The organism is Mesorhizobium sp. M0563 (genome assembly GCF_040321065.1).
In the GTDB taxonomy this organism is placed as follows: Bacteria; Pseudomonadota; Alphaproteobacteria; order Rhizobiales; family Rhizobiaceae; genus Mesorhizobium.
Genome location: NZ_JAMYQV010000027.1, coordinates 45347 through 69193, shown reverse-complemented (window position 1 = coordinate 69193; position 23847 = coordinate 45347). Strand labels below are relative to the sequence as shown.

Sequence of the window (23847 nt, the reverse complement as noted above, 5' to 3'; positions counted from 1 at the left end):
GAGACGTCGATCCATGAGCTAGAGGGAGACACATCAGTGACCTTCGTCACCACCTTCAGCGCTGGTCCAGCTTCTTCGCAGTCTCCCGCTGCTTCGATTCGATCTCGTCCAGTACTGCTTCTGGCGCAATGTCTCTCTTAATCTCGCCGACTTCTATATCGCTTAAGGCTGGTTTTACACTCAACCGATCCGCAATTGAATCGACAAGTTCAGTAAGCTTTGTGAGTTCGTGCTCCGTTAGCAGGCTCACCTGAAGGTCCAGATCCGCCCGTTTATCTGCGGCAACTGACATCCGGTTTTGGCTGATCAGTACAAAGGTCGAGAGGAATATGGCCTCGACGGAAGCTACCATAGCCAATATCACGAATGTCGGATCAAATGGCGGAGTGATCGGTATCCAGCCCAAGTTCAAGACGATCCAGCCGCCATACACGGCCAAGTGAAGGTACACGAAACGCATACTGCCCGTAAAAGAAGTAATCGCCTCAGCGATTTTCTCTTCCAAAGTTGCATCGCTTGCTTCCTTCGCCCGGCGCTCCTCAATCGCTTGGATATTGCGTATCAGTGTTTGGCTGAGTTCAGTCGGAGGTGGCGGAGGCAACGTTGGAGAATCCATGGAACACCCGTTGGATAGCTATCGGTACTGCCACTCAGGGCAACGTACAAAATCATGGATATTCGACTTTGTTCCCGACTAGAGCCATCTAATCATTGGCTCCGCTTTTTACCGGGGCCCGGGGTCTTAGACGCTTGGCGCCACCAAACGGTGGTTTGCAGTTTGCGCACCCTTGGGGAGGTCAAGTTGCCGAGCGCAGTGGTGTCTCCACGCGGCGGTAAGGCCGCTCGGGACTGGGCATCGAGGCTCAGCGCACCGCGGTCGTCCAGGGGGTGCTACGGCCCTCTGTTTAGGGCTCGGAGTGCCCGATGTCCGGTTCCGCCTCTACATCGTGACGCGTGCCCCTCATGGGAACATCGCCCAGGACCGATGAGCACCACGTGCTGCAGCCTTCCGACTGATCCTTCCCGGCAACCGCCGTCACGACTATACCGAATGCAAGCGAAATGGCGAGGGCGACACCCATTGGGAGATGATGCATGCCTGCCCGCCTACCGAGCGCTTGGAAGACGGTCGATGGAACGTTTGGAGATAGTCCCATCACCGCCTCAACATGCCTAACGAACCGTTATGCGGCTGGCGGCACGGTGCTGCTTGATCGAACCATCGTCGCAGGCGGGGGTTCTGCCCAAGACAACAAAAGCCCGCCGACCGAAGCCGACGGGCCAAGTGCAACCAACAGCTGATCACAATTTGCTGTCTGGCCGGAGTACAGGCACCAACACGCGAAAGGGCCGAAAGTTCCGCAGATGCTAATATACAACATGTGCGAGGCTGGCCCGGAATTCCGGTGGGAGATCCGACCCGGCGGAACCTTTCAGAGCCGCATGCCTTGTCCCTTTTGGATGAAGGAGACGACAAATGAGCCTTGACATAGGAAAGGTCGCCATAGCGTTGCTTGGCCTGCTTGCCTACAAGAACAAGGACAAGATCGGCGAGCTGATCGCGGGAAAGAGATCGACAGATCCCAATAGTGCCGGCTCGCCCGGCGGCCTCGGCGACATCCTGGACGGCCTCAGGAATGCAGGTGCCGGCGACCAGGTTGATTCGTGGGTAAGTAAAGGATCAAACCGACCCGTTCAGCGGGAGCAGGTTGAAAAAGCAATCGACCCGCAAACGTTGAACGATCTGGCCGAGCAGACCGGATTGTCCCATGACGAGCTTCTCGATCGGCTCACAAGAGAACTCCCTGACGCAGTGGACAAGCTCACTCCCGACGGCCAGTTGCCACCGAGCAAAGGTCCAAGTCTCCTGGACGAGGTCCCAAGGACTGGTCGCACTTAGCGCCACCTCGCCACGACATGTCAGGTCATCCCGGGTCGCTATCGCTCGCGGCCCTTCGCGAACGCGGCTTTGAATGCCGCAAAGGTCTCTGGCGGAACACCCTCAAACTCGTACCGCTTGCCGCTGGCCACGAACCACACCGAAAGTACCTTCCGCTCGGGATCGTACTCCGTTTTGCGAATCGAGGTAGAGGGCATAAAGGATCAACGAGCGGAAAAGCCGTCGCGTTCCTCGTCTTTGATGGCGGGGCGCAAAGGAAGCCCGGCGGCGCGACCGTCCCTCTAGTTCAGCGCCGGCGGCTGCCCTGGCCTGAAACTTTTCAGAGCGGCAGCGATGCCCATCATGATGGACGGGTCAGGAAAGTCGAGCAAGCGCAACGTGCCCGGCTCCTCGCCGCAAACGCAACGGATTGGCACGATTTGGTAGTCATCGTCGAACGGCGTGCCGCAGCCGTTTGCAAGAAAATCATATTCCGGGAAGCAGGCCTTCAGGAATGCTTCGACCTCGCGCAACACCGCTTCGGACCGAGCCCCTGAAGGTGGCAGGATGACGAAGCTATCGACCTCGTCGCTTGCCGGAGTACCGGAAGTATTGATGGCAGTAAGCATGAAGAACCCGACATAGCTCCTGGCGACTTTGGAACCAAACGCGGCATCTCGCGCGTTCCGTGAGGCTGCCCGCCGCCGTATGCCGGCGGCGGGCGCATCGTCCGCTACCATGATTGGCGGCTGTACCAGTCATCGACGTCGGATCGGACCCTGTCCTTTTCGATGCCGTAGCGTTCCTGAATTTTGCCTTCGAGCTGGTCACGCTTTCCGGCAATTAGATCGAGATCGTCATCAGTGAGCTTGCCCCACTGTTCTTTAACTTTGCCTTTGACCTGCTTCCAGTTTCCTTCCACGCGGTTCCAGTCCATGGTTTTCTCCATCAGGCGGGATCGCCATAGTTACGAAACGATTGTCACCGGTTTTGGTTCTACGAAACGAAAGGCTTCCCGATCAGTTGCTTGGATCGGCTGAACGCAAAAAGCCCGCCGCACCTTTTCGGCACGGCGGGCTTCAGGTAGAAAATCAGTCGTAGATCTTAAAAGTTTTGCGGGTACCTGGATCAACCAGGACGGTTCGTCCCTCGGCAACTACATAGCGGTACTGAACGTCCGGCACTTCGTAAAGCTCTGACTGTGTCGGGCAGAGCGGTGCCAATGTTGAGCTCAGCACAGGGAAGGCTCAGGGATGCTATCGGCTTCTTCTTTACATATTCCCGGATCACCATGTCTTGCTCAGGCTGAATGATGACGTCCTGAGCGGCGGCGGTTCCGATACCTACGAATAGAAAGATTCCTGTGGCAGCAGATAAAAGTTGCTTTCCCATATAGCAATCCTCCAGCGAGGCAACCTTCCGCTACGGTGCTTGATGCTTCCGTGCGAGGCTACTTACCTAAACGGGCAGAAGGACTTGTTGGAGCGCTCCTCGCCTGGGCCATATCCAAGGGCCTCAAGCTCGCTGATCTCTTGGGCCGGGGGCATGGTGCCGATGCGGTCCCAGAACGCCTTTCGCTTCTCCGCCAGCGGGTCAGCCTTTGGATCGAGCTTGTCGCCCACCTCTTTTCGCCAGCTGAGCTTGTCGGCGTCGGTGTGGATGTAGGGCAGCTGCTGCGCACGAAGCGTCGCCGGCCCGACATACACATGACTTGAGCGGGTCGATCGTCTGCGCCAGGGCCTCCAACGTATACGGATAGTCTTCTGGCGCCTCCGTGAAGCTGAACCCGGGCAGATCGGGCGCGACGACCCGTGCCACTTCCGCCAGCGGGTTGATGACGTCGCGGAAGCTGTACGATGAGCTGGGCTGGCCGTGGAGCAGCAGGACACCGGGCGCATCGCGCCGCCCCGCCTCGCGATCGAACAAGTTCACCCCGTCCACTTCGACCGTATGATGCTTGGCTTTATGAACGTTCAGCATGGCCGTTTTCCGTCTTTGGTTTGCAGCGAGCGAAGAAACCTGATAAATCGGTCAATCCGGTTACGTTTTGTAACCATGTAACGGAATATTAAAGGTTAAGTTCCCTGTCGCGCGATCCCACGGCCTGGGTGCCAGAGCACTTCATAGGCGGCCACGCCGCCCTCGACCTTTCGAACGCCGTGTATGACCGGCGAAACCCGCCCCTGCACAATGAACTCTTCAACTCCCCTCGCGATATCGGGACGTGGTTGCTCGCCGCGGGGTTGGCAGACGAACAGGAAGCAGTGGCCGTTGCCGAGATACGGGATCGGCACTTCCTCCACGAAGTTCGTGACATACGGGAATCGTCATACGCGCTCTTCGACGCGATCGCCTCAAATCTGGAGCCTCCCTCGCAACCGCTTGGTCTTTTATGCTCACGCGCCGCAAACAGGTTGGGAGCCCAGCAAGTCGCGTGGGATGGGACACGGCTCGCTCTGGCGTCTGATCAATGGGAAGACCCAGCCTTGGTGACCGCATTCCTTGCGTTCTTGTCCATCGAGGCGTTTTTTACGCTACCCCGCGCAAGGCTCCGCGTGTGCCCACGATGTGGGTGGCTCTTCGTAGACATCTCACGGGGCGGAAAACGTCGCTGGTGCAATATGCGGGTTTGCGGGAATCGCGAAAAGGTAGCCCGCCATCGGGGCCAAGTGGCATCGTACGAGGTAAGATGACAACGCATCCCGCGCCATGGCCTCATTCGTCGCATATTGTGGGCTCCGGATTCAAACATCATGGCGCGTCGTTGTGCCACCGGCGAGCTCGGCGCGAGCTGACTATTCGTTTGTTACAGGTTTGTTGAGGTTTCCCCCGGCACCGAAGGTGTCCCCGGATGCCAGTTCGCAGAGCTGGCGATCAGTGCAGCAAAGGCAAAGACCAAGCTTGCACCGCTGATGCCTGCCCAGCCGGCCTGGGCCCAGCATACTCCAGCGAGACTGGAGCCGGCCGACCCACCCAAGAAGAACAACCCGGTGAAAAGCGCATTCATGCGTCCGCGCGCCTCCGGTCGGACTGTGTTGATGGCGATGCGGCCGAGCACCTGGTCGGCGACAGTACCGAGATTAAGCAGAACCGCCCCAATGGCCAACGCCGCGAGCGACAGCCAGGGGAAGCGATCCGCCTCCCAGAGACCCCAGCCGCCGGAAGTTGGCAATCCGATGAGCACGACGCCGATGAAAGCCGACAGGTGTGCAAATCGCGTTGCGCCATCTGACCAGCCTCGATCGGCGATCCGGCCCGTGAAAGGCGCAATCAACGCAGCGGGTATGCCGACCAGTGCGAAGGCTGCAATGCCAATCTGGTCGAGCCCGAATGGTGGCTCAGCAAGCCTCAGGGCGACCGCCGTCCAGAAAATATTGAAGGCAGCCATCAGCAGGAACTGATAAAGCACGCGACGGCGCAGCAATGGCTCTTCACGGATCAGCTTCCAAAGCGATCCGATGAGAGCGCCGTACTGAAGACCGGTCGCCGGGCGATGAGCCTTGACAACGCGCGCAAGGATCAGGCCGAGCACAGCAACCAATACGGCCATGATACCATAGAATGCACGCCATCCAAGAAACTCGGCAGCCAGGCTTGCGGACGGGCGCGACAGGAGGACGCCCACCACGATGCCGCTCTGCACCGTGCCCACGATGCGGCCCCGATCTTTTTCCGCCGCCAGTCTCGCGATGACCGGAACGAGCATCTGCGCGACCGTGGAGGTGATGCCGACGGAGGTCGAGGCGACAAGAAAAAGTGCCGCCGTTGGGGCAAGCGCGCTGGCAATCAGCGAAAGCACCATGAGGACAAGTGTCAGCCCGATAAGCCAACGGTTCTCCATCAGATCGATGAGCGGGACCAGGAAGATCAGTCCGGCTGCGTAACCAAGCAGTGTGACGGTCGGAACCAACCCCGCCATTTCCGGACCAACCTCGAATGTAGTCCCAATCAAGCCGAGCAACGGTTGAGAGGCATAGAGGCTCAATACGATTGCGGCGATGGCGGCGGTGAAAACTGGGACCAAGCGGCCCTCGGTGGCAGAGGCATTGCTTCTGCCAGGGTAATCGAGAGATGACGTTCCGTGTCTGCGCCGTGGCACGAGTTGGAAGATCAATTGGGAGACCGACATCGGAGATACCCTCTTTGCGAGAAAATGGCCGAAGGCGTCGATGAGATCAGGCGGCCGCGGCCGCCCCGCGCGACGCTGCAGCAAGTTCCTCGAAAAACTGATGCAACGTGCGGGGCTGGCGTCCGAGGATGGCACGCAAGGTCAGGCTGTTTCCGGCGGAACCGAAGTCGGAATAGGACTGAAATACCCGTTCGAGCTGAGCAAGCTGCTCCCCCCGGAAGGGCGGCTTCGCGACAGCGGTCCATTGCTCGAACGTCACCTCGGCTGCCTCCACGGGCCGGCCAAGGGCGACGCTCATCATCCCCGCAATTTCAACGCGATCGTGCATACTTTCTGCCGCAAGCTCGAAAGAGCCGTAGGCGAGCCGGTCGGACGTCAGGGCCTCGGCCGCCACTTCGGCGACGTCGCGGTAGTCGACACGCGCCAGGCGCGCCGTTTTCGCAAACGGCTCGGCAAAGACGCCGGTTTCCACCACGCCTTTCCAAGCAGCTGCCATGTTCTGAAACAGCGTCGCCGGATAGAGGATGGTGTAATCCAAATTCGCGCGGAGAATGGCCTGCTCAACGGGCAGCTTGCTTGCGTGGTTTGCAAGTCCGTTCGCCGGGTGGATAACTGAAGAGAAAACGAACTTGCGGATACCGGCACGCTTTGCGGCCTTGACCATGGTTATGCCTAGGTCCGCTTCATCGGCCACGAACGGCGGTCCGACATGATAGACTCCGTCGACGTTTCTCAGCGCTGCCTTTAGGCTCTCCGGATCTCGAAGGTCACCTGAAGCAATTTCGGTCGCTCCGCTCGCGCGTGCCGTCGCAGCAGCGTACTCACTGCGGACCAACGCCCTCACCGCTATGCCCCGCCGGGCAAGCTCGGCCGCGACGAAGCCGCCGCTGCGGCCGGACGCACCGACAACCAGAACAGTTCGTTTCTTGGGTTCTGACATGAGTTCTTCCTTTCGTAGCGAGGTGGCGTCCCTGCCCCATCGAGTGAAATATCGAGTTCCGCTTTTCGGATGGTAGGCGCGGAAAATGTGATATGGTCTCTCTAAATTTGAGAGATCATCATGGGCGGATTTCGAGACATTGAGGCGTTTCTCGCTGTCGTGGAGCGCGGCAATCTCTCAGCCGCGGCGCGGCACCTCAGCCGCTCCTTGCAATCTGTCAGCCGGTCGCTTGCCGCGCTTGAAACCAGCGTCGGCGTCGAATTGGTCCGCCGAACCACCCACAACACGCAAACGACTGAGGCAGGCCACGACTTTTATCGACGGGTGAAACCGGCACTGTCTGAGATTGTCGAAGCAAAGGCCGAAGCCGGCAAGCGCAGTGCCGAACCTTTCGGACTCCTAAGAGTAGGAGCGCCGGTGCTCTTCGGCCCTACTTACCTGGTACCCGTCGTGGCCCGCTTCATGGAGCGCTATCCGAGGATCGAGGTCGACCTCAAACTGTCGGACCGATTCGTCGATCTCATTGAAGATGAACTCGACCTTGCTGTTCGCATCGGGGAACTCCGCGACTACGATCTCAAGGCCCGGCGCCTTGGAGCGATGCGTCTCGTCATTTTCGGCGCTCCGTCGTATTTCGCCACGTACGGGCGGCCACAACATCCGAAGGAGCTAGCGAACCATCAGTGCATCTTCCGCAACACCGACCGCGATGCTGGAAAATGGCAATTCCTGGAAGCCGGCAAGCAGCTGAGCGTCAATGTGGGTGCGCGATTTCACGTCGACAATGCCGCCGCAAGCCATGCGGCGGTCGCTGCGGGGTTGGGCATCGGTCGGGTACCACTCTGGCAAGTAAGAGACCTGGTAGACGACGGGGCGGTTGAGGTTATCCTGGCAGCGTTCGAACAACCGCCGATCCCGATTCATGTGGTGTGGCCAGCGACCCGGCTTCCACTTGCCAAGATGCGCGTCTTCATCGACTTCCTGGTTCAGAACCTAGTCATTGGGGACAGCGAGCGAAATTGAACCGACATCTGATTTTCTGTTAAGCCTGCCGCCGTTTGTCGCCTTCAGGAGCTCTTTCGAACTAGACTAGGCTGATCGTGCCTCGTACCGGCGGACGCCGAAAAAGCGTTTCGACGCGCCTAGAGACTAGGTGATCCGCGCTGCGAGAAGGATCAGCAGCCGCCTCCTGGCGTGTCTTGGCGATACATGAGGTTACTCTGCAGCAGCCCGTACAAGCTTCGTCACGCCTTCGCCAATGGCGTCGATCGTCGCGGAACTCGGCTGCCGAACGCCCGGTGCTACGTCAGCTTCTAGGCGCTGATGAGGCTTCCGGTTAGCCATTGGAGGTCCGCATGGTGTAACGCTTGGTGCCCGCACGAGATGGCGGGAGCCGGACCGTCTCGATCGTTCAGTGCAGTGCAGTGGGCGCCCGACGACGAAACTCGACTCCCCGGCCCCGCCACGAGGTAGTTGATGCGCTAACTCGGGTTTTCCAAGCGATTTGCTTTGCGCCACTCCTCGTACTCCCCGCGGGCATCGTCATGCAGCGGATAGTAGCGTTGCAATGGGCCCCCCTCCATGAGCTTGGCTCGCGAAAACTCCTCCCAATCGTGATGCTTCTGTGATTCTTCGATCACCTTCGGGGCCATCACGACGGGAAGCACCACCACGCCGTCGTCGTCAGCGACGATGATGTCGCCGGGGATCACCGTGACACCGCCGCAGGCAATCGGAACGTTGACGGCATTGGGATAGATGCTGGTCTGCACATGATAGTTTGGCGTCCAGCCGCGCAGCCATAGGGGTAGATCGAGCTTTTCGACATTGGGCCGGTCGCGCATGCACCCGTCGATGACGATACCCGCCCCGCCCCTGCCCTTGAAATAAGTCGACATCATATCGCCAAAGACACCCGAGCTCATGTCGCCGCGCGCGTCGACCACGACCACATCGCCCTCCTGCGCGTGGTAGAGCACGTGCCGGTGAAGTTGGGTCTCCGGATCGGCATATTCTCCCTCGGTGAACAGGTCCGGCCGCTGCGGCAGGAACTGCAGCGTCAATGCCGGCCCGACGATCGACTTCCCATGGTTTTGCGCCACCGGACCGACCATGTGCGGATTGCGGAAGCCCATTTGGCCAAGCGTGCCGGCAACCGTCGCGGCGCCGATCTCCCTCAGCGCGTCGATCAGGTCTTTAGGCGGCCGCGTGATGTCGGAAGTATGCGTCATTGTCGACTCCGGATGAATGGAACTACCAGTTCGTAACAGAACCATCGCGGCGCTTAAGGTGAGGCGCTTCCCAGAAACGCAAACTCTGCGCCTGGACCGCCACTTCGTTGACCTCGACGCCGAGCCCCGGCAGATCGCCGACCGGGTAATCGGTCCCGTCGAGCCGTGGTTGCACGGGGAAGAAGTCGGAACTGTCGAAGCCCAGCTTTGTTTCGGGCGCCCTGGTCTCGAGCCACGCGAAGTTGGGTACTGCGGCGGCGAGATGCACGGTAGCGGCCGTGCACACTGGACCAAGCGGATTGTGCGGCATCAGGTCCACATAGTGCGCCTCGCTCCAGCCAGCGATTTTCATTGCCTCGGTGAGCCCGCCGACGTTGCAAACATCGAGCCGGTTGAACTGGTGGATGCCGCGCTCGATGTAGGGCAGGAACTGCCACTTGCTGGCAAATTCCTCGCCGATGGCAAAGGGGATATCGGTCATCGTGCGCAGCGATTCATAGGCCTCCGGCGTCTCGTCCCGTATTGGCTCCTCGAGGAAATCAAGCACGCCGCGGCCGAGCTTGTTGCAGAAGCTCGCCGCCTCTGCCACCGACAGCCGATGGTGATAGTCGATGCCGAGAACGGCGTCGTCGCCCAGCGCCTCGCGCGCCTTGTTCAGCATACCCGCGGTAGCGCCGATGGACTCGCGCGGCTCGAAGATGTCCTTGCTGTTTTGCCCGAAGGGGAAGAAGCGGATCGCCTGCCACCCCTGTGCGCGAAGTTCGCGGGCCCGTCCGATGGCAACATCGCCCTCGGCCTCGTCGCCGGTCGAGGCGAAGGTGGGGACGCGGTCGCGCTGCTTGCCGCCGAGCAGCTCGTAGACGGGCACGCCCAGCGCCTTGCCCTTGATGTCGTGAAGGGCGATGTCGATGGCGGAAATCGCCGCCTGCAGGACTCGCCCGCCTTCGAAGTACTGGCTGCGGTAAACCTCCTGCCAGATCCGCCCGATCTGCATCGGGTCGCGACCGATGAGAAACTCGCGATAGTGCTCGACCGCGCCGGCCACGGCCCTCTCGCGACCGCTCAAGCCGCTCTCGCCCCAGCCGAAGATGCCCTGGTTGGTCTCGACCTTGACGAGCATCTGGTTGCGCATTCCTACCCAAACCGGATAGGGCTTGATCGCGGTGATCTTAAGCTTCTCAGTCATCCACGCCCACGTTCCACACGCATCGGCCCTATCTCAGTTGGCTTTGAGGGCCATTTCAGTTTCGCCGTCGAACAGATGCATCCGCTCCTGGTCGAACTCGAGCCAGATCTGCTCGTCGGGCGAGACGGCAATGTTCGGCGGCACGCTGACGTTGACGATGGCGCCGGACAGGAACGCCTGCACGAAGGTGACGTCTCCGGTCGGTTCCACGGTGTAGGCCTTGGCCGGAATGGAACCGGGGACCGCGCTCTTGTGGAGCTTGATCGTCGAGTGACGTGCGCCGAGCACGACTTTCATGGTCGTCGCTCTCACGACCTTCTGGGCATTGCGCGGCGAGAGCTCAAGGCGCCAGCCCTCGGCGCCGGTCAACACCGTGTTTCCGTTTGCCGTCGACGCCTCCAGCGGAATAAGGCTCATCGCCGGGCTGCCGATGAAGCTGGCGACGAACATGTTCACCGGATGGGCAAAGACCTGCGCCGGTGAATCGTATTGCTGCAGGTAGCCGCCATTCATCACCGCCATCTTGTCAGCCATGGTCACGGCCTCGAGCTGGTCGTGCGTCACATAGATGATCGTCGCCTTGAGGTCCTGGTGGAAGCGCTTGATCTCCGACCGCATCTGCACGCGCAGTTTGGCATCGAGGTTAGACAGTGGCTCGTCCATGAGGAACACCGCAGGGTCGCGGACGAGGGCACGGCCAAGGGCCACGCGCTGCTGCTGCCCGCCCGAAAGTTCGCGCGGCTTGCGCTCGAGCAGATGCGTCATGTCGAGCACTCGCGCCGCTTCCTTGACCTTCTTGTCGATCTCGTCCCTAGGGAGTTTGCGCATCTGAAGCGGGAACGCCAGGTTCTTGTAGACCGATTTCTGCGGGTAGAGCGCGTAGTTCTGGAACACCATTGCGATATCCCGGTCCTTGGGGTCGAGGTCGTTGACCACCCGCTCGCCGATGATGATGTCGCCCGATGTGATCGGGGTCAGCCCGGCGACGAGATTGAGCGTGGTTGTCTTGCCGCAGCCTGAAGGGCCGACGAGCGCAACGAACTCGCCGTCATTGACCGTCAGCGAGACGTGGTTGACAGCTTTGAAGCCGCCATAGCTCTTGACGAGATCTTGGAGGACCACGTGGGCCATCGGCAACTCCCTAGTGCTTGACCGCGCCTTCTGTAAGGGCGCGTACAAAGTATCGTTGCAGGACCAGGAACAGCACCACGACGGGCACGCTCATCATGAAGCTGGCCGCCATCAGGCCCGGAAAGTCCGTCGTATTTTCCGAGAAGAAGCGCTGGATGCCAACCGGAAGGGTCAACTGCTCGTTCTTGGAGAGGAAGGTGTAGGCGTAGATGTACTCGTTCCACGCGCCGATAAAGGAATAGATTGCGGTGGCGATGATCCCCGGCGTCGAGAGCGGCATCACGATCATGATGAAGGCCTGGAACCGTGTGGCGCCATCGATGCGCGCCGCCTGCTCCAGCTGCACCGGGATGTTGTCATAAAAGCCCTTGAGCAGCCAGATCGCCAGCGGCAGGCCGAAGGTGAGATAGGTGAGTATCAGCGAGCCGTGCGTGTTCACCAGCCCGATCGCGCGCATCAGGATGAAGAGTGGCACGAGAAAGATCACCGCCGGGAACATATTGCGCAGCAGCACGGCAAAAAACAGGAAATTCCGGCCGGGGAAACTGAAGCGCGAAAACGCGTAGGCCGCAGGGACAGCCACGATCACCGAAAGGATTGTCGTAACCGTCGACACGAAAAGGCTGTTCCAGAAGAAGCGGAGGAAATCCTGGCCGACGCTGTTCTGCGGATCGAGCAGCTTCTGGTAACTGGCGAGGGTAGGCTCGTCCGGCCACCATTGCGGCGGGAATTGCGTCGCCGCGAATCCGGACTTGATCGAGGTGATCAGCATCCAGATCATCGGCAACGCAGTATAAAGCAGCATGAACACGAGGAATATGCGCCCGGCCCACCGCCAACCGTCGACGCGCATGCGGCGACGGGTCGGGGCTCGAGAGGCTGTCTCGGCAATCGTGCTCATGCGCTGCCCTCTTTCCGCTCGTTGCCGCTTAGCGCACGGACGTAGAAGTAGCCCAGTGTCATCAGTGTGAGGAACAGGAGCACTGAATAGGCCGATGCCACGCCCCAGCGCTGCCGTCCGAAGGCGAGCTCATAAATGTGGGTTATCCAGATATGCGATGCGTTCGACGGCCCGCCGCCGGTCATGATCCAGGGGATGATGAAGGAATTGAAGTTGGCCACTGCGAGCAGCAGCATCGTCACCACCGAGACGTTGCGCAAGTGCGGGAAGGTGACGTGCCAAAAGCGCTGCCATGCACTGGCACCGTCGACTTTTGCGGCGCGCAGCAATTGGTCGGGGACTGTCTGCAGGCCGGCCATCATCATAATCATGGCGAACGGAAACTCGCGCCAGATATTGACGACGATCAGGGAGGGCAGCACCGTGCTGACATTGTCGATAAAATTCGGCGGCCGGTCGGCCAATCCGAGGCCGACCAGCACCGCGCCGATGATCCCGAAGTCCGAATGGTAGATCCACTTCCAGATATAGGAGGCGGCGACGGCACTGATGACCCAAGGGATGATCAGGATAGCGCGCAAGACACCACGGCCGATGAAGTCGCGGTGGAGCGCCAGCGCCGTTGCAAACCCCAGGACAAAGGAGATGAAAGTGGACCCCAGCGTCCAGATCAGTGTGTTCCAGGTGACCTTCCAGAACACCTGACTGGTGAGGATCGTCGTGTAGTTGTCGAAGCCGATGAAGGTCTTGTCGCGGAGCTGCAGACCAGGCGGTGTCTTAAAGAACGACAGCTCGACCGTGTAGTAGATCGGATAGGCGATGACGATGAGCATCACGGCGATCGCCGGGAGCACATACGCGTAGTCCGCGCGATGCTCCCAGATCTTCCGCAGCGTGCCGGCTGTACCGGGTTGCAATCTTCGGCGAGCCTCGGCCTTGCCGGTCACGATCGTCACTTGTGGCGTGCCCTTATTCTTGGGAACGAGGCGGCTGCGCCAGCGGCGCAGCCGGTCAGGTCGTAGGTCAGGCTTGGACTAGAGTCCGCCCATCACGTCTTTTACCTTCTTGGCCGCGTCGTCCGCCGCCTCGTCGACGGTCATCGCTCCGGTCAGGGCATTCTGCAGCATGTCCGGGATGATGATGTTCATGATCTCGGGGGCCTGCGGCAGCGCTGGGAACGGAATGCCGTATGGCAGCATCGAGGTCGTGACATCGAGGAACTTGATGTTGTCCAGACGTTCCTTCATCCACTTGGTCTTGAAGCCGTTAAGGTTGCCTGGGTTTGATCCGGCGTAGGCCATCTTCAGCGACCATTCAGGGCTCGTCCACATGCAGATGATAGCCTTTGCAGCAGGCTCGTCTACCTTGCCGCCCTCGACATATTCGGGCTTCAGGATGTGAATGTTCGAGCCGCCGAACACGACGGCGCGCTTGCCGTCGGGGCCAGTTGGAATCAGGCCGTAGCGCATATTGTCGATGACCGTCTGCGCCTTGTCCTTGTCGGTGCCCGTCGCCTTTTTCTGCAGGTCGAGCATGACGTTGTAATCGGACGGGTGCGAGATCATCATGCCGAGCTGGCCGGCGACGAACAGGGGCTGGTTATCGGCCTGCTGGTTGGTGAGCGCCGAAACCGGAACCGACTTGTCGCGAACATACATGTCGTAGGAGGCTTGCAGCGCCGCCTTGCTCTGGGGACTATCGAGCTGGACCTGCTCATAGGTCGGATTCGCGGTGGCTTCGTCGAAGACGCCGCCGCCATAGGCCCACAGCTGTGGCATGAAACGGTACGGCGTATTGCCGGCATTCTTGCGCGCCACGAGGCCGTAGCCGGCAATGCCGAGCTTGTCGTGGATCTGCTTGGAATATTTGACGACGTCTTCCCAGGTTGCCGGAGCCTTGTCCGGATCGAGACCCGCACGCTTGAAGATGTCGGCGTTCCAGATGAACGCCATCGTCTCGTTGTTGGTCGGAATGCCGTAGGTCACGCCCTCCCAGGTCACGGCCTTCATGGCGCCGGGCCAGAAATCCTCGGTCGAATACCCCACATCCTCTGGCTTGAGCGGCGCCAGATAGCCCTTTGAGGCGAACTCGGTACCACCCAGGATTTGCAGGCGGACCGCCATCGGCGCGGCATTGCCCAGAAGCGCCGTGCGGAACTTGTCGAGAAGGTCGTTATAGGTGAGGGCTTGTTCCTCGAGCTGGATGTTCGGATAGGTTTTGCGGAAGGTCTCGAAGAAATCCTTGTAGTACTGGCGCAGGAGGTCGGGGTCGCCCTCGAACACGCCCTGATACCAGAAAGTCAGCCGCCCCTTGTAGTCGAGCGGGGTGACCTTGGCGCAATCGGCCGCCGTGTCAAAATCCTGTGTGCCGGCGATGGAGCGCACATATTCCGGCGACCACTTGCTGAGGTCGACCGGTGGCGCAGCCAGCGCCGATGTGGGCATCAGGGATGCCATCAAAGCAGTGACGACAGTGCCGCGCAGGACCGCACTGCCGAGCGTAATCCTCGTCATAGGTATCCTCCCTGGTTCTCCCATGCCGCCCTGCGCCAAGGCAAAGCGGTCCTTGCTCGTTTCGATCGCGAGGATGCTCAATGTATCCTCCCGATCCCTTGGTACGTTTTCAGATCATGGATTGCCTGTCAACGCGCAGGATCGTACATTGTTTGCGAAAGCCGTGTGTGATATCGGGCAAGGTATGTATTAAGTTGGGGAGCCGGCCTTGGCCGAAATAAGCGATTTCAAAGCTATGCCACCTGTGGGCACCGATCCCATCGGAGCCTCCAGCGAGGGCGCCTCGCTTTATGAATTGATCAGGGAAGACATCATCGAGGGACGGCTCGCCGCCAACGAACGGCTTGTGGTCACCGATCTGGCCCGGCGTCACGGCACCTCGACCAATCCTGTGCGCGAGGCCCTGCAGCTGTTGCGCGGCGAAGGCTTTGTCATCTTTGTCGCCAACCGCGGGGCACGCGTCCGACCCATTGATCAGGATTTTGTCCGGGATATCTACGAGATCGGTGTTCTGATCGAGCCAGCCCTGACACGATGGTTTGTGAATATGGCTACCGGCGAGGACATTGCCGAACTCGAACGTCTCCAAGGCCTGATTGAAGAGAACAACTTCGCCGACACATTCAGGCACAGTGAGCTGGATACCGCTTTCCACACCGTGATGTACCAGCGGCACTATAACCGCCACGCCGCCGAGCTTTGGTGGAAGCATCGCGAAGTGCTGCGAGCCGTGAGCCGTCGTTTCAACTTCACGCTGGCGCGACGTGCCGCGATCATGCGCGAGCACCGCGAACTCATCGCGCTCGTAAAGGCGGGAGAGGCCGACAAGGCGGCCGAACTCGTCTCCCGCCATGTCGAGGGCTCGGGCCGGCATATTCTCGAACAGATGCGTGCGCGCAACGCCGCTCGGGCCGGATAGAATATCCAGTCCAGAACATCGTTAGGCTGACCATTTTCAGACAAAGGTAGTTGCGATGAAAATCACGAGCATTCGGCCGTGGCTGATCAAGTCCGATGCTTCTTATTGGGGAGAGTTCCTGTTCGTCGAAGTGACGACCGACGAGGGAGTGAGTGGCTGGGGAGAGATCACCACCACCACAAGGCTCGCCAACCGCGCTCTCTGCACGATCCTGCGGCAGATCGGTGTCGCCGTGACAGGCGAGGATCCAGCGCGTATCGAGCATCTCTGGCACAAGATCTTCCGCAGCTTCACCTACATGGGCAGCCGCGGCGCCGCCGTCGAATGCGTGAGCGCCATCGATATTGCCCTCTGGGACATCCGGGGCAAAGTCCTTGGTAAGCCGATTTACGAGCTGCTGGGCGGACCAGTACGCGATGAAATCGCGCTCTACACCCATCCCAACCAAGCCAAATTCACGAGCAAGGAAGCCGTGGTCCGCGAAATTCTAGACATTGTCGAGTCCGGACACACTGCGCTCAAGTTCGATCCTTACCCGCACCAGGGTCGCAGCGCCGATGGTCTGCCTCGCGAACAGCGGGACGGCTACCTCGATGGCAGCATGACCCGCAAGGACGAGCGCGAAGCCGCCGAACTCACGGCTCTGATCCGTGAAACGGCGGGACCCGATGTCGACATTCTCATCGATGCCCATGGCCGCTTCGACGTTCCCACCGCCATTCGCCTCTGTCGGAGCCTCGAGGAAGCCGGTCAGATCGACTGGTTTGAGGAGCCCTGCCCGCCCGAGAGCCTTAACGCCCTCAAGCAGGTGCGTGAGAAGGTCAATACCGCCATCTCGTGGGGCGAGCGCGGCCACACGAAGTGGGATTTCGTGCCGGTACTTGAGAACAAGCTCGCCGACTACATCATGCCCGACGTCACCTGGACCGGCGGCATTACCGAACTCAAGAAAATTTCTGCCCTATGCGAAGCCTACTACGTCCCGGTCTCGCCACATGACGCCGCGGGACCGATCAATGTGGTTGCGGGAGCACAGGTGATGATGACCGTCCCCAACTTCTACAAACTCGAAACGTCGGAGTGGAACCTGGGCAAATACGATCACCTGATCGACAGACCACTCGACATTTCGAACGGCAGCCTCAAGCTGACGTCGAAGCCTGGTCTCGGTATTGAGATGGACCGCGACTATCTGCAGGCCCACGAGATTGAGCTGGGCTAGCAACACTCTATGCCCAGGGTACGGGGCGACAAGCCGAAAACGAGGATAAGTCATGGCAAAGACAGGTGGCGCCGACGAGGCGCTCAATCGGGTGAACGCGAACTCCAGGCCATCTCAGCTTCGCATCACCGACATGCGGGTAGCCGAAATCGTCGGCGCGCCGTTCACCTCAACCCTGCTCAAGATTTACACCAATCAGGGCATCGTCGGACTTGGCGAAGTGCGCGATGGCGCCAGCGCCACCTACGCGCTGATGCTGAAGAGCCGGCTGCTTGGCGAGAACCCTTGCGACATCGACCGCCTGTTTCGCCGGATCAAGCAGTTCGGTGGGCACGGCCGGCAAGGCGGCGGCGTCTCGGCGGTCGAAATCGCGTTGTGGGATCTCGCCGGCAAGGCCTATGGCGTGCCCATCTATCAGATGCTTGGCGGCCGGTTTCGGGAGAAGGTGCGCCTCTATTGCGATACCGATGCGACCGTGCCGAGCGGCACCGAGACCGGCAAGCGCCTCAAGCAGCGCATGGCGCTTGGCTTCACCTTCCTCAAGATGGATCTGGGGCTGATGCAGATCGCGGATGTACCCGGTGCGGTCGTATCCCCTGCCGGCTCACTTGAAGGGTACCGCGTCCACCCCGGCCGCGGCCCGGTCAAGACCACGGAGGAGCGGCGCGCCCGCAATGCCGCGTATGATTTGCATAATGTCCCCCACCCGTTTACTGGCCTCCACTTTTCCGACAAGGGCCTCGACCTGCTTGAGCAGTACATTGCCGAGGTTCGCGAAATTATCGGCATGGATGTTCCGCTCGCCATCGACCATGTCGGCCACATCTCACTGCAGAACGGTATTCGCCTCGCGAGGCGGATTGAAAAATACGTGCCAGCCTGGCTCGAGGATGTGATCCCATGGCAGTACACCGAGCAGTACCGACAACTGCAGGCCGCCACCACGGTGCCGATCTGCACCGGCGAGGACATCTACCTTAAGGAGGGCTTCGAGCCTCTGCTCAAGAGCGGCGGCCTCTCCGTTATCCACCCAGACCTGCTCACCAGCGGGGGCATTCTGGAGACCAAGAAGATCGGCGACATGGCACAGGATCACGGCGTCGCCATGGCCATCCATATGGCCGAAAGTCCTATCGCCGCAATGGCCGCGGCACATGTCGCGACCGCGACCGAAAACTTCATGGCGCTCGAATACCACTCTGCCGACGTCGACTGGTGGGACGATATCGTCGCCGGCGTTTCCAAGCCGCTCGTGAAGGACGGCTTTATCACTGTTCCGGACAAACCGGGCCTGGGGATTGACGACGTCGTCGACGAGGTGATCTCGCAGCATCTGCAGCCGGGTGTCACCGACATCTGGCAGCCCACGGATCACTGGGACAACGAGTATTCCTGGGACCGCACCTGGAGCTGAGGCGAAAAGAACCGAAGATGAAGATCACCGACCTCCGCTGTGCCGTTATCGGCAGGCACCCCATCGTCCGCATCGTTACCGACGAGGGCCTCTATGGCCTGGGCGAAGTCGAGTTCACCAAGACCTACCTCAAGCCCTGGGTCCTGCATTTCCGCGAGGCGCTGATCGGCGAGGACCCGACCGACGTCGAGCGGGTGATGCTGAAGATCCGCCAACGCGGCTCTTTCAAGCCCTATGGCGCGGCGGTAAGCGCCATCGAGCATGCGCTGTGGGACATTGCCGGCAAGGCTGCAGGCGTGCCGGCCTACAAACTGCTCGGCGGCAAGGTGCGCGACAAGGTGCGCGTCTATAACGGCTCGATCCGCCAGAAACGCACGGGCGACCGGCCGGAGGATTACGCCGCTGACGTCAAATGGATGATGGAGCAGCCGCAGAACTTCTTCATGATCAAGCAGGGAATCTCGTTCCACTCCGACATGAAGGACACCATCGAGGGCTTTCACTACGGCGTGACGCAGAAGAAGGCCGGCTATCACGGCGCCATGGACCAGGGCGTGATCAGCGAGCGCGGTTTCAACCACATGCTCGACTGCGTGATCGCGATGAAGGAAGTGCTGGGCGACAAGGTCAGCCTGGCGCTCGACTGCGGCCCGGGCTGGATGCTGCCCGATGCGATCAAATTCGCTCGCGCGGTCGAGAAGTACAATTTGATGTGGCTCGAGGACATGCTGACCGGCGACTATGTGCCGTGGGTCAATCCGCAGGCCTATCGGGAGCTGACCACCTCCACCTCGACGCCAATTCATACCGGCGAGCAGATCTACCTGCGGCACAATTTCAAGGAGCTGATCGAAACGCAGGCGGTGCGCGTCATCGGCCCCGATCCGGCCGATATTGGCGGCATTGCCGAGCTCAAATGGGTCGCCGAGCACGCCTATATGCACTCGATCCTGATGGCACCGCACGGCACCGCGAACGGCCTTCTCGGCCTCGGCGCGCTGATCAATGTCTGCGCCACCCTGCCCGCCAACTATATCGCGTTCGAATACCCGAGCGCCTCCGACCCCTGGTGGGAGGATCTCGTAATCGGCCTGCCGTCGCAGATCGTGAAGGACAGCATGGTGGAGCTGCTGGAAGCGCCGGGGCTGGGCCTCGATATCGACGCCGAAGCAGCCAGGAAGTATCTCGGGGAAGAGGATGCAGGCTTCTTCGACTGAACCATCCTTCTTGCGCCACCCAGCACCACGCGGACCGCTTCACGCAATCTGTCATCCGGAATGACCGTTTCGGGGCCGGAAGCAGATTGTCGGCTACGGGAGAATCCGCCCGACTCCTTCCGACAGGCGAAAGTTCGCTCTGGAAAGCACCGCGGGTGTCTTGAAATGGCACGACCGAGCCGGCGGGCGCATCGGCTCGGACTATACGCGTGGGAGCGCTCTACGTCTCGATCGGGCGGAAAGGTCGCACACGGGAGCGGCCTAGTAGGCTCATCTGCGCCAACAGGCGACTTGTGGATCAAGCTTTGGAAGGCGGCTCCACAAGCCGATGCTTCGACACTACGGCCCAAATTAGCCCTCGCCGATGCTCCGGCTGCGCCAAAGGCTTGTTTGGATGCCTCAGCTTGGACCTGGTGGCTTGGCAACCAGGGGCAGTTCTAGACCGGTCGGGGCGCGGCCAGACTTTCGAGTTTCAAGATAAGCCGCCACGGATTTGCAATGATCTCCACGACGAAGCCATAGCGCTGGTTGCTCGCGCAACCCTATGGGCGTCCTGGGGGCTGCTCCTGCGGAAACTTGTCTTCATGGACGATTGCCACGGCCCGCACAAGATTGCCTCTCACCTCGAAACCGATCCAGTGTCCGTCCATCAGGTGTGTTTGTCTCGGACAGGCGAGGAAATAGTTCCCCGCCTGCTGGGCAACAAAGTTGAGTTGTCTCTTCTCATTAATTTTAATCCCCTCTAGCGGAGCGGTGTACGCCCCCCAAATCGCATCCTCAGCCTCCAACTTCACTGGCATCTCCGACCGAGCATAGACCCTGGTCACCATCAGACCGTGCCTGAAATTCGAAGAGCCATTGATGAACTCGATCTGTACCGACCATTCTTCTGGCACGATGATCGTGAGATTGCCGTCCCAGTAGCCGTTGAAGTCGATAATGTCGGTCCGGATGTTGTCCCTGCGGTACCGCTCGACTTGGTTCCAATCGGCGACAATCTCTATAGCCACCGTCTTGGCTGCCGGATCGTTTTTGATCCAGCTCGGGACGAAAGGCTCCCCAGCCAGCGCAATTCCAGGCAACAATCCAAAGGCGAGAAGGGCAAGGTGGGCAAAGCGCGCCATCGCAATCAGAGGCTCCTCCCGAGCGGAGCGGCCAAGCTTAAGCGACCGTAATCGAAATCGACTAGGCCTATCCCTCAACGAAGAGAATACCCCCAAAACAAGATCCACACCAGCAAACCCCCTTTTGGCGGAACGGAACAAAACTCGCCGTCGCCGGAGGCGCCCCCAAGCGAACGCCCCACCTCGCACAGGCCGATGTCTGCCGCCGAAAAGCGAAGGAGGGTAAGGTTATCCCGCCAGGCTGATCGCCGCTCGGCAAAGGTCTCCTTCGGGCCGGAAAGCGGACAGATGCTTTTCTAACCCGGAGCGACACGAGCAGACCTTTTGTCCGGCGCAAGTGTCGTCCTGACGTGACCCAATGCGGCCTTCAGTTGCGAGCGTCGCTCGCTGGAGCTGCGTCAGTCGGTCGGGGGCCAATGGTATTTTCAATGGAACGCTAATATACATGGAAATCCCAACGAGCAGCGCCTGCCAGATATTTGAGGAATGCCATGCGAAGGCTCATCTTCACGGCAATGTGTATCGCCGCCGCAACAGCAGCTAACGCCCATGATTGGTACGAAGACAAGATTGACCCGCAGACCAAATTCAAGTGCTGCGGTGGTTCGGATTGCCGCGCCGTACCTCGGTCTTCGGTGCGGTCCAGGGTAGACGGTGGGTACACTTATTTGCCGCATAATTTCACCATCCCACGGGACCGTGTGCAGCAATCCCCGGACGGGCAATACCATATCTGCGAAAATAAATATGTCGTAACCAATCAGCTGTATTGGCGTTGCTTCTTCGCACCTCGTGTCGATGTGTCTATACTTCTAAAGCATTAACCGCGCGTCGCTTCCGCGATTCACATCCGCAAGGTGCTAGTCCATTAATTCTGTTGGACTTTCTTCAAAATTGTCGAAGCTCAGGCGGTGCGCGACTGCCTCAGGGATTTCATTGAGTACATCGCCGCTACCGAGAGCAACTCCATGGGGCGCTGCCGCGGGTGACTTCCGGCGGACTCCGCAAATTCGGTGACAGTCCAGATTTTATCGTGTCGGCATGGCCGTGGTTGTGTAGATTGGCTGTGTGGCCCGCCTTGCCCGTATTGTCCAAGTCCACTCGCCACGAGACGCAACGCGGTAACGGCTGGCGATTTCGACCACGATGGACAGCCAAGCGATAGGGGTAACTGGCGCGGGATCATCAGCACGGTTCATGCGAGAGCAGCATTCGCCAGAGGCCGGAGCTACGGCTGCAGCCTCGAATTTGACGCATCAGCACTTGCAAATCGTCGGCCGAGGTCTTTTGCTCGCGCGATAGTTGCCCTTGACCGTTGAATGGTTGGCGAACAGATGAATAAAATCGATCGACGGCGGCCAGAGTCGGAAACGGACGCCACCGTAAATGCCGCGAGACTTGGAACTCGACTGCGCCTCGCCCGCCAGACACGCGGCATGACGCTGAAGAGCCTGGCCGCGGCTGCGAATTGCTCGGAAAGCCTGCTGTCCAAGATCGAGAACGGCAAGGCTTCGCCGTCCCTGCCCATGCTTCACCGTCTGGTCGAGGTTCTCGACACCAACATCGGCTGGATGTTCGAGCAAGTCGATGACGACGAGGCGATCGTATTCCGGGCGGGCGCAAGGCCTTTGATTGCGCTCGACGCGCTACGGCGTGGCGAGGGCATTTCGCTCGAACGCATCATTCCGTATTCGCCTGGCCACCTCTTACAATGCAACATCCATCACATCGAGGCAGACGGCGAGAGCGAAGGCCCGATTCAGCACGCCGGCGAGGAAGTCGGCTACGTGCTCGCCGGCCGGATCGAGTTGATCGTCGACGGCAAGCGACATGCTCTCGCCACCGGCGATGCCTTCGTTTTCAGGTCGGAGCTGCCGCATCATTACCGCAATATCGGCAAGGAACGCGCCAGCATTTTCTGGGTCAACACGCCGGCGACTTTCTGAGCAACGCTCTGCGTTCATTTGGATTGACAAATATTCAAGTCTCTTGAATGCTTGCCTCGTGCCTGTAGCACCAACGGGAACCAGCCGGTCTGGTCCGCAAGCAAGGGGAACCGAAAATGCGTCTGTTCAAAATTCTCGCCGGCTGTGCCGCCGCCATTGCCATGGGCTCGGCAGCCATGGGATCGGCGCTTGCCGATACGTTCGCACTCGTCAACATCAACCAGCAGGCCCTGTTCTTCAACCAGATCAACGAGGGCGCGCAGAAGGCAGCCGACGCCGCCGGCGCCAAGCTGGTCATTTTCAACGCCAACAATGTGCCGAGCGCGCAGAACGACGCGATCGAGAACTACATCACGCAGAAAGTCGACGGCATCATTCTGGTCGCCATCGACGTCAACGGCGTCAAGCCCGCGATTACTGCGGCCAAGGCGGCCGGCATTCCCGTCATCGCCATCGACGCGCAGATCCCCGACGGCGACAACGTTTCGTTCATAGGTGTGGACAACACCAAGGCCGGCGAGGACATCGGCAAATTCTACGCCGACTATGTGAAGACCGAGATGGGCGGCAAGGCCAAGATCGGCATCGTCGGCGCACTCAATTCATTCATCCAGAACCAGCGGCTCGACGGGTTCAAGAAGGCGGTGACCGAAAGCGGCCAGGCCGTCACCTTCCTGGACACGGTCGACGGCCAAAACGTTCAGGAGACGGCGTTGAGCGCTTCGGAAAACCTGATGACCGCCAATCCGGACATGAACTCGCTCTATGCAACCGGCGAACCCGCCTTGCTCGGCGCCGTTTCGGCTGTGACCAGCCAGGGCCGCACCGGCGACGTCAAGGTGTTCGGCTGGGATCTGACCAAGCAGGCCGTTCAGGGCATCGACGACGGCTGGGTGGTGGCGGTCGTGCAGCAGGATCCGGCAGGCGAAGGCAAGGCCGCGGTCGAAGCGTTGGGCAAGCTCAAGAAGGGCGAGAAAATCGACCCGATCATCAATATCCCGGTGACGATCGTGACCAAGAAGAATGTCGACCAATACCGCGCGATGTTCAAGTAAACTGCGTCGGCGACCGAGCCGCGGCGCCGCCTGAAGCTGC

At 60.1% G+C, this 23847-nt stretch carries 23 protein-coding genes and 1 pseudogene; 9 read left to right on the top strand and 15 right to left on the bottom strand.

Annotated elements, in window-relative coordinates:
- Nucleotides 1-55: 55 nt before the first annotated feature.
- A complete protein-coding gene (locus NKI50_RS27035) occupies nucleotides 56-616 on the bottom strand; it encodes a DUF1003 domain-containing protein (protein WP_352718101.1) in 561 nt (186 codons plus the stop codon).
- A gap of 861 nt (nucleotides 617-1477) precedes the next feature.
- Between NKI50_RS27035 and NKI50_RS27030 the strand changes: the two genes are divergently transcribed.
- Nucleotides 1478-1900: a YidB family protein gene (locus tag NKI50_RS27030; RefSeq protein WP_352718099.1), complete on the top strand. Its 423-nt coding sequence runs from the start codon at nucleotides 1478-1480 to the stop codon at nucleotides 1898-1900.
- Nucleotides 1901-1938: 38 nt separating this feature from the next.
- Here NKI50_RS27030 and NKI50_RS27025 read toward each other — a convergent pair whose 3' ends face one another.
- The 5 genes and pseudogenes from NKI50_RS27025 to NKI50_RS27005 all read right to left on the bottom strand — a co-directional run bounded on the left by NKI50_RS27025 (nucleotide 1939) and on the right by NKI50_RS27005 (nucleotide 3859).
- Nucleotides 1939-2097, bottom strand: coding sequence for a KTSC domain-containing protein (locus NKI50_RS27025; RefSeq protein WP_023721813.1), 159 nt, complete (start codon nucleotides 2095-2097; stop codon nucleotides 1939-1941).
- A gap of 84 nt (nucleotides 2098-2181) precedes the next feature.
- Nucleotides 2182-2412 (bottom strand): hypothetical protein, encoded by a 231-nt coding sequence (locus NKI50_RS27020; RefSeq protein WP_352496536.1) that lies wholly within the window; start codon nucleotides 2410-2412, stop codon nucleotides 2182-2184.
- A gap of 200 nt (nucleotides 2413-2612) precedes the next feature.
- Complete coding sequence (locus tag NKI50_RS27015) at nucleotides 2613-2816, bottom strand: CsbD family protein (RefSeq protein ID WP_031194857.1); 204 nt, start codon at nucleotides 2814-2816, stop codon at nucleotides 2613-2615.
- 154 nt (nucleotides 2817-2970) lie between these two features.
- Nucleotides 2971-3271, bottom strand: a pseudogene (locus NKI50_RS27010) (DUF1236 domain-containing protein).
- Between the two features lie 201 nt (nucleotides 3272-3472).
- Nucleotides 3473-3859, bottom strand: coding sequence for an alpha/beta fold hydrolase (locus NKI50_RS27005; protein WP_245278717.1), 387 nt, complete (start codon nucleotides 3857-3859; stop codon nucleotides 3473-3475).
- 128 nt (nucleotides 3860-3987) lie between these two features.
- On the opposite strand from NKI50_RS27005, the gene NKI50_RS27000 reads away from it, so the two are divergent.
- Nucleotides 3988-4572 (top strand): CGNR zinc finger domain-containing protein, encoded by a 585-nt coding sequence (locus tag NKI50_RS27000; protein WP_023721817.1) that lies wholly within the window; start codon nucleotides 3988-3990, stop codon nucleotides 4570-4572.
- 113 nt (nucleotides 4573-4685) lie between these two features.
- Here NKI50_RS27000 and NKI50_RS26995 read toward each other — a convergent pair whose 3' ends face one another.
- Both NKI50_RS26995 and NKI50_RS26990 read right to left on the bottom strand, forming a co-directional pair.
- Nucleotides 4686-5903 (bottom strand): MFS transporter, encoded by a 1218-nt coding sequence (locus NKI50_RS26995; RefSeq protein ID WP_051409750.1) that lies wholly within the window; start codon nucleotides 5901-5903, stop codon nucleotides 4686-4688.
- A gap of 151 nt (nucleotides 5904-6054) precedes the next feature.
- On the bottom strand, nucleotides 6055-6948 hold the full coding sequence (locus NKI50_RS26990) for an NmrA family NAD(P)-binding protein (protein ID WP_352483889.1): 894 nt from the start codon (nucleotides 6946-6948) through the stop codon (nucleotides 6055-6057).
- A 120-nt stretch (nucleotides 6949-7068) separates the two neighbouring features.
- On the opposite strand from NKI50_RS26990, the gene NKI50_RS26985 reads away from it, so the two are divergent.
- Complete coding sequence (locus tag NKI50_RS26985; protein WP_023721820.1) at nucleotides 7069-7971, top strand: LysR family transcriptional regulator; 903 nt, start codon at nucleotides 7069-7071, stop codon at nucleotides 7969-7971.
- A gap of 458 nt (nucleotides 7972-8429) precedes the next feature.
- Here the strand turns inward: NKI50_RS26985 and NKI50_RS26980 are convergent, their stop codons facing one another.
- From NKI50_RS26980 to NKI50_RS26955, 6 genes are all read right to left on the bottom strand, one after another.
- Nucleotides 8430-9179, bottom strand: a complete 750-nt coding sequence (locus NKI50_RS26980) for a ribonuclease activity regulator RraA (protein WP_023721821.1) — start codon at nucleotides 9177-9179, stop codon at nucleotides 8430-8432.
- Between the two features lie 22 nt (nucleotides 9180-9201).
- On the bottom strand, nucleotides 9202-10365 hold the full coding sequence (locus tag NKI50_RS26975) for a mandelate racemase/muconate lactonizing enzyme family protein (RefSeq protein WP_352718096.1): 1164 nt from the start codon (nucleotides 10363-10365) through the stop codon (nucleotides 9202-9204).
- 33 nt (nucleotides 10366-10398) lie between these two features.
- The gene (locus tag NKI50_RS26970; RefSeq protein WP_023721823.1) at nucleotides 10399-11496 is read right to left on the bottom strand and encodes an ABC transporter ATP-binding protein; all 1098 of its coding nucleotides are present in this window, start codon (nucleotides 11494-11496) and stop codon (nucleotides 10399-10401) included.
- A 10-nt stretch (nucleotides 11497-11506) separates the two neighbouring features.
- Nucleotides 11507-12397, bottom strand: a complete 891-nt coding sequence (locus NKI50_RS26965) for a carbohydrate ABC transporter permease (RefSeq protein ID WP_031194860.1) — start codon at nucleotides 12395-12397, stop codon at nucleotides 11507-11509.
- Nucleotides 12394-13353, bottom strand: coding sequence for a carbohydrate ABC transporter permease (locus NKI50_RS26960; protein ID WP_023721825.1), 960 nt, complete (start codon nucleotides 13351-13353; stop codon nucleotides 12394-12396). The genes NKI50_RS26965 and NKI50_RS26960 overlap by 4 nt, the downstream gene beginning before the upstream one ends.
- A 78-nt stretch (nucleotides 13354-13431) precedes the next feature.
- Nucleotides 13432-14910: an ABC transporter substrate-binding protein gene (locus NKI50_RS26955; protein WP_031194862.1), complete on the bottom strand. Its 1479-nt coding sequence runs from the start codon at nucleotides 14908-14910 to the stop codon at nucleotides 13432-13434.
- 208 nt (nucleotides 14911-15118) lie between these two features.
- Between NKI50_RS26955 and NKI50_RS26950 the strand changes: the two genes are divergently transcribed.
- The 4 genes from NKI50_RS26950 to NKI50_RS26935 are packed head-to-tail and all read left to right on the top strand — an operon-like array spanning nucleotide 15119 to nucleotide 19682.
- Nucleotides 15119-15829 carry a GntR family transcriptional regulator gene (locus NKI50_RS26950; RefSeq protein WP_023721827.1) on the top strand — a complete coding sequence of 237 codons (711 nt, stop codon included), beginning with the start codon at nucleotides 15119-15121 and terminating at the stop codon, nucleotides 15827-15829.
- A 55-nt stretch (nucleotides 15830-15884) separates the two neighbouring features.
- Nucleotides 15885-17051 carry a mandelate racemase/muconate lactonizing enzyme family protein gene (locus tag NKI50_RS26945; RefSeq protein ID WP_023721828.1) on the top strand — a complete coding sequence of 389 codons (1167 nt, stop codon included), beginning with the start codon at nucleotides 15885-15887 and terminating at the stop codon, nucleotides 17049-17051.
- Between the two features lie 52 nt (nucleotides 17052-17103).
- A complete protein-coding gene (locus NKI50_RS26940; RefSeq protein ID WP_352718094.1) occupies nucleotides 17104-18465 on the top strand; it encodes a mandelate racemase/muconate lactonizing enzyme family protein in 1362 nt (453 codons plus the stop codon).
- A 17-nt stretch (nucleotides 18466-18482) separates the two neighbouring features.
- The gene (locus NKI50_RS26935; RefSeq protein ID WP_023721831.1) at nucleotides 18483-19682 is read left to right on the top strand and encodes a mandelate racemase/muconate lactonizing enzyme family protein; all 1200 of its coding nucleotides are present in this window, start codon (nucleotides 18483-18485) and stop codon (nucleotides 19680-19682) included.
- A 542-nt stretch (nucleotides 19683-20224) separates the two neighbouring features.
- Here NKI50_RS26935 and NKI50_RS26930 read toward each other — a convergent pair.
- Nucleotides 20225-20806, bottom strand: coding sequence for a sulfocyanin-like copper-binding protein (locus NKI50_RS26930; RefSeq protein WP_352718092.1), 582 nt, complete (start codon nucleotides 20804-20806; stop codon nucleotides 20225-20227).
- A 1334-nt stretch (nucleotides 20807-22140) separates the two neighbouring features.
- On the opposite strand from NKI50_RS26930, the gene NKI50_RS26925 reads away from it, so the two are divergent.
- Both NKI50_RS26925 and NKI50_RS26920 read left to right on the top strand, forming a co-directional pair.
- Complete coding sequence (locus NKI50_RS26925) at nucleotides 22141-22752, top strand: cupin domain-containing protein (RefSeq protein WP_031194868.1); 612 nt, start codon at nucleotides 22141-22143, stop codon at nucleotides 22750-22752.
- Nucleotides 22753-22868: 116 nt separating this feature from the next.
- Entirely contained in the window at nucleotides 22869-23807 is a 939-nt protein-coding gene (locus NKI50_RS26920) for an ABC transporter substrate-binding protein (protein WP_352718090.1), read from the top strand.
- Nucleotides 23808-23847 lie beyond the last annotated feature (40 nt).

Excerpts from the sequence above, each read along its gene's own strand:
- NKI50_RS26970 (WP_023721823.1), bottom strand. The coding sequence starts at position 11,496 with ATGGCCCACGTGGTCCTCCAAGATCTCGTCAAGAGCTATGGCGGCTTC.
- NKI50_RS26955 (WP_031194862.1), bottom strand. The coding sequence starts at position 14,910 with ATGACGAGGATTACGCTCGGCAGTGCGGTCCTGCGCGGCACTGTCGTC.
- NKI50_RS26935 (WP_023721831.1), top strand. The coding sequence starts at position 18,483 with ATGAAGATCACCGACCTCCGCTGTGCCGTTATCGGCAGGCACCCCATC.
- NKI50_RS26945 (WP_023721828.1), top strand. The coding sequence starts at position 15,885 with ATGAAAATCACGAGCATTCGGCCGTGGCTGATCAAGTCCGATGCTTCT.
- NKI50_RS26980 (WP_023721821.1), bottom strand. The coding sequence starts at position 9,179 with ATGACGCATACTTCCGACATCACGCGGCCGCCTAAAGACCTGATCGAC.
- NKI50_RS27035 (WP_352718101.1), bottom strand. The coding sequence starts at position 616 with ATGGATTCTCCAACGTTGCCTCCGCCACCTCCGACTGAACTCAGCCAA.
- NKI50_RS26965 (WP_031194860.1), bottom strand. The coding sequence starts at position 12,397 with ATGAGCACGATTGCCGAGACAGCCTCTCGAGCCCCGACCCGTCGCCGC.
- NKI50_RS27015 (WP_031194857.1), bottom strand. The coding sequence starts at position 2,816 with ATGGACTGGAACCGCGTGGAAGGAAACTGGAAGCAGGTCAAAGGCAAA.
- NKI50_RS27025 (WP_023721813.1), bottom strand. The coding sequence starts at position 2,097 with ATGCCCTCTACCTCGATTCGCAAAACGGAGTACGATCCCGAGCGGAAG.
- NKI50_RS26975 (WP_352718096.1), bottom strand. The coding sequence starts at position 10,365 with ATGACTGAGAAGCTTAAGATCACCGCGATCAAGCCCTATCCGGTTTGG.
- NKI50_RS26985 (WP_023721820.1), top strand. The coding sequence starts at position 7,069 with ATGGGCGGATTTCGAGACATTGAGGCGTTTCTCGCTGTCGTGGAGCGC.
- NKI50_RS27005 (WP_245278717.1), bottom strand. The coding sequence starts at position 3,859 with ATGCTGAACGTTCATAAAGCCAAGCATCATACGGTCGAAGTGGACGGG.
- NKI50_RS26925 (WP_031194868.1), top strand. The coding sequence starts at position 22,141 with ATGAATAAAATCGATCGACGGCGGCCAGAGTCGGAAACGGACGCCACC.
- NKI50_RS26990 (WP_352483889.1), bottom strand. The coding sequence starts at position 6,948 with ATGTCAGAACCCAAGAAACGAACTGTTCTGGTTGTCGGTGCGTCCGGC.
- NKI50_RS26930 (WP_352718092.1), bottom strand. The coding sequence starts at position 20,806 with ATGGCGCGCTTTGCCCACCTTGCCCTTCTCGCCTTTGGATTGTTGCCT.
- NKI50_RS27030 (WP_352718099.1), top strand. The coding sequence starts at position 1,478 with ATGAGCCTTGACATAGGAAAGGTCGCCATAGCGTTGCTTGGCCTGCTT.
- NKI50_RS26940 (WP_352718094.1), top strand. The coding sequence starts at position 17,104 with ATGGCAAAGACAGGTGGCGCCGACGAGGCGCTCAATCGGGTGAACGCG.
- NKI50_RS26920 (WP_352718090.1), top strand. The coding sequence starts at position 22,869 with ATGCGTCTGTTCAAAATTCTCGCCGGCTGTGCCGCCGCCATTGCCATG.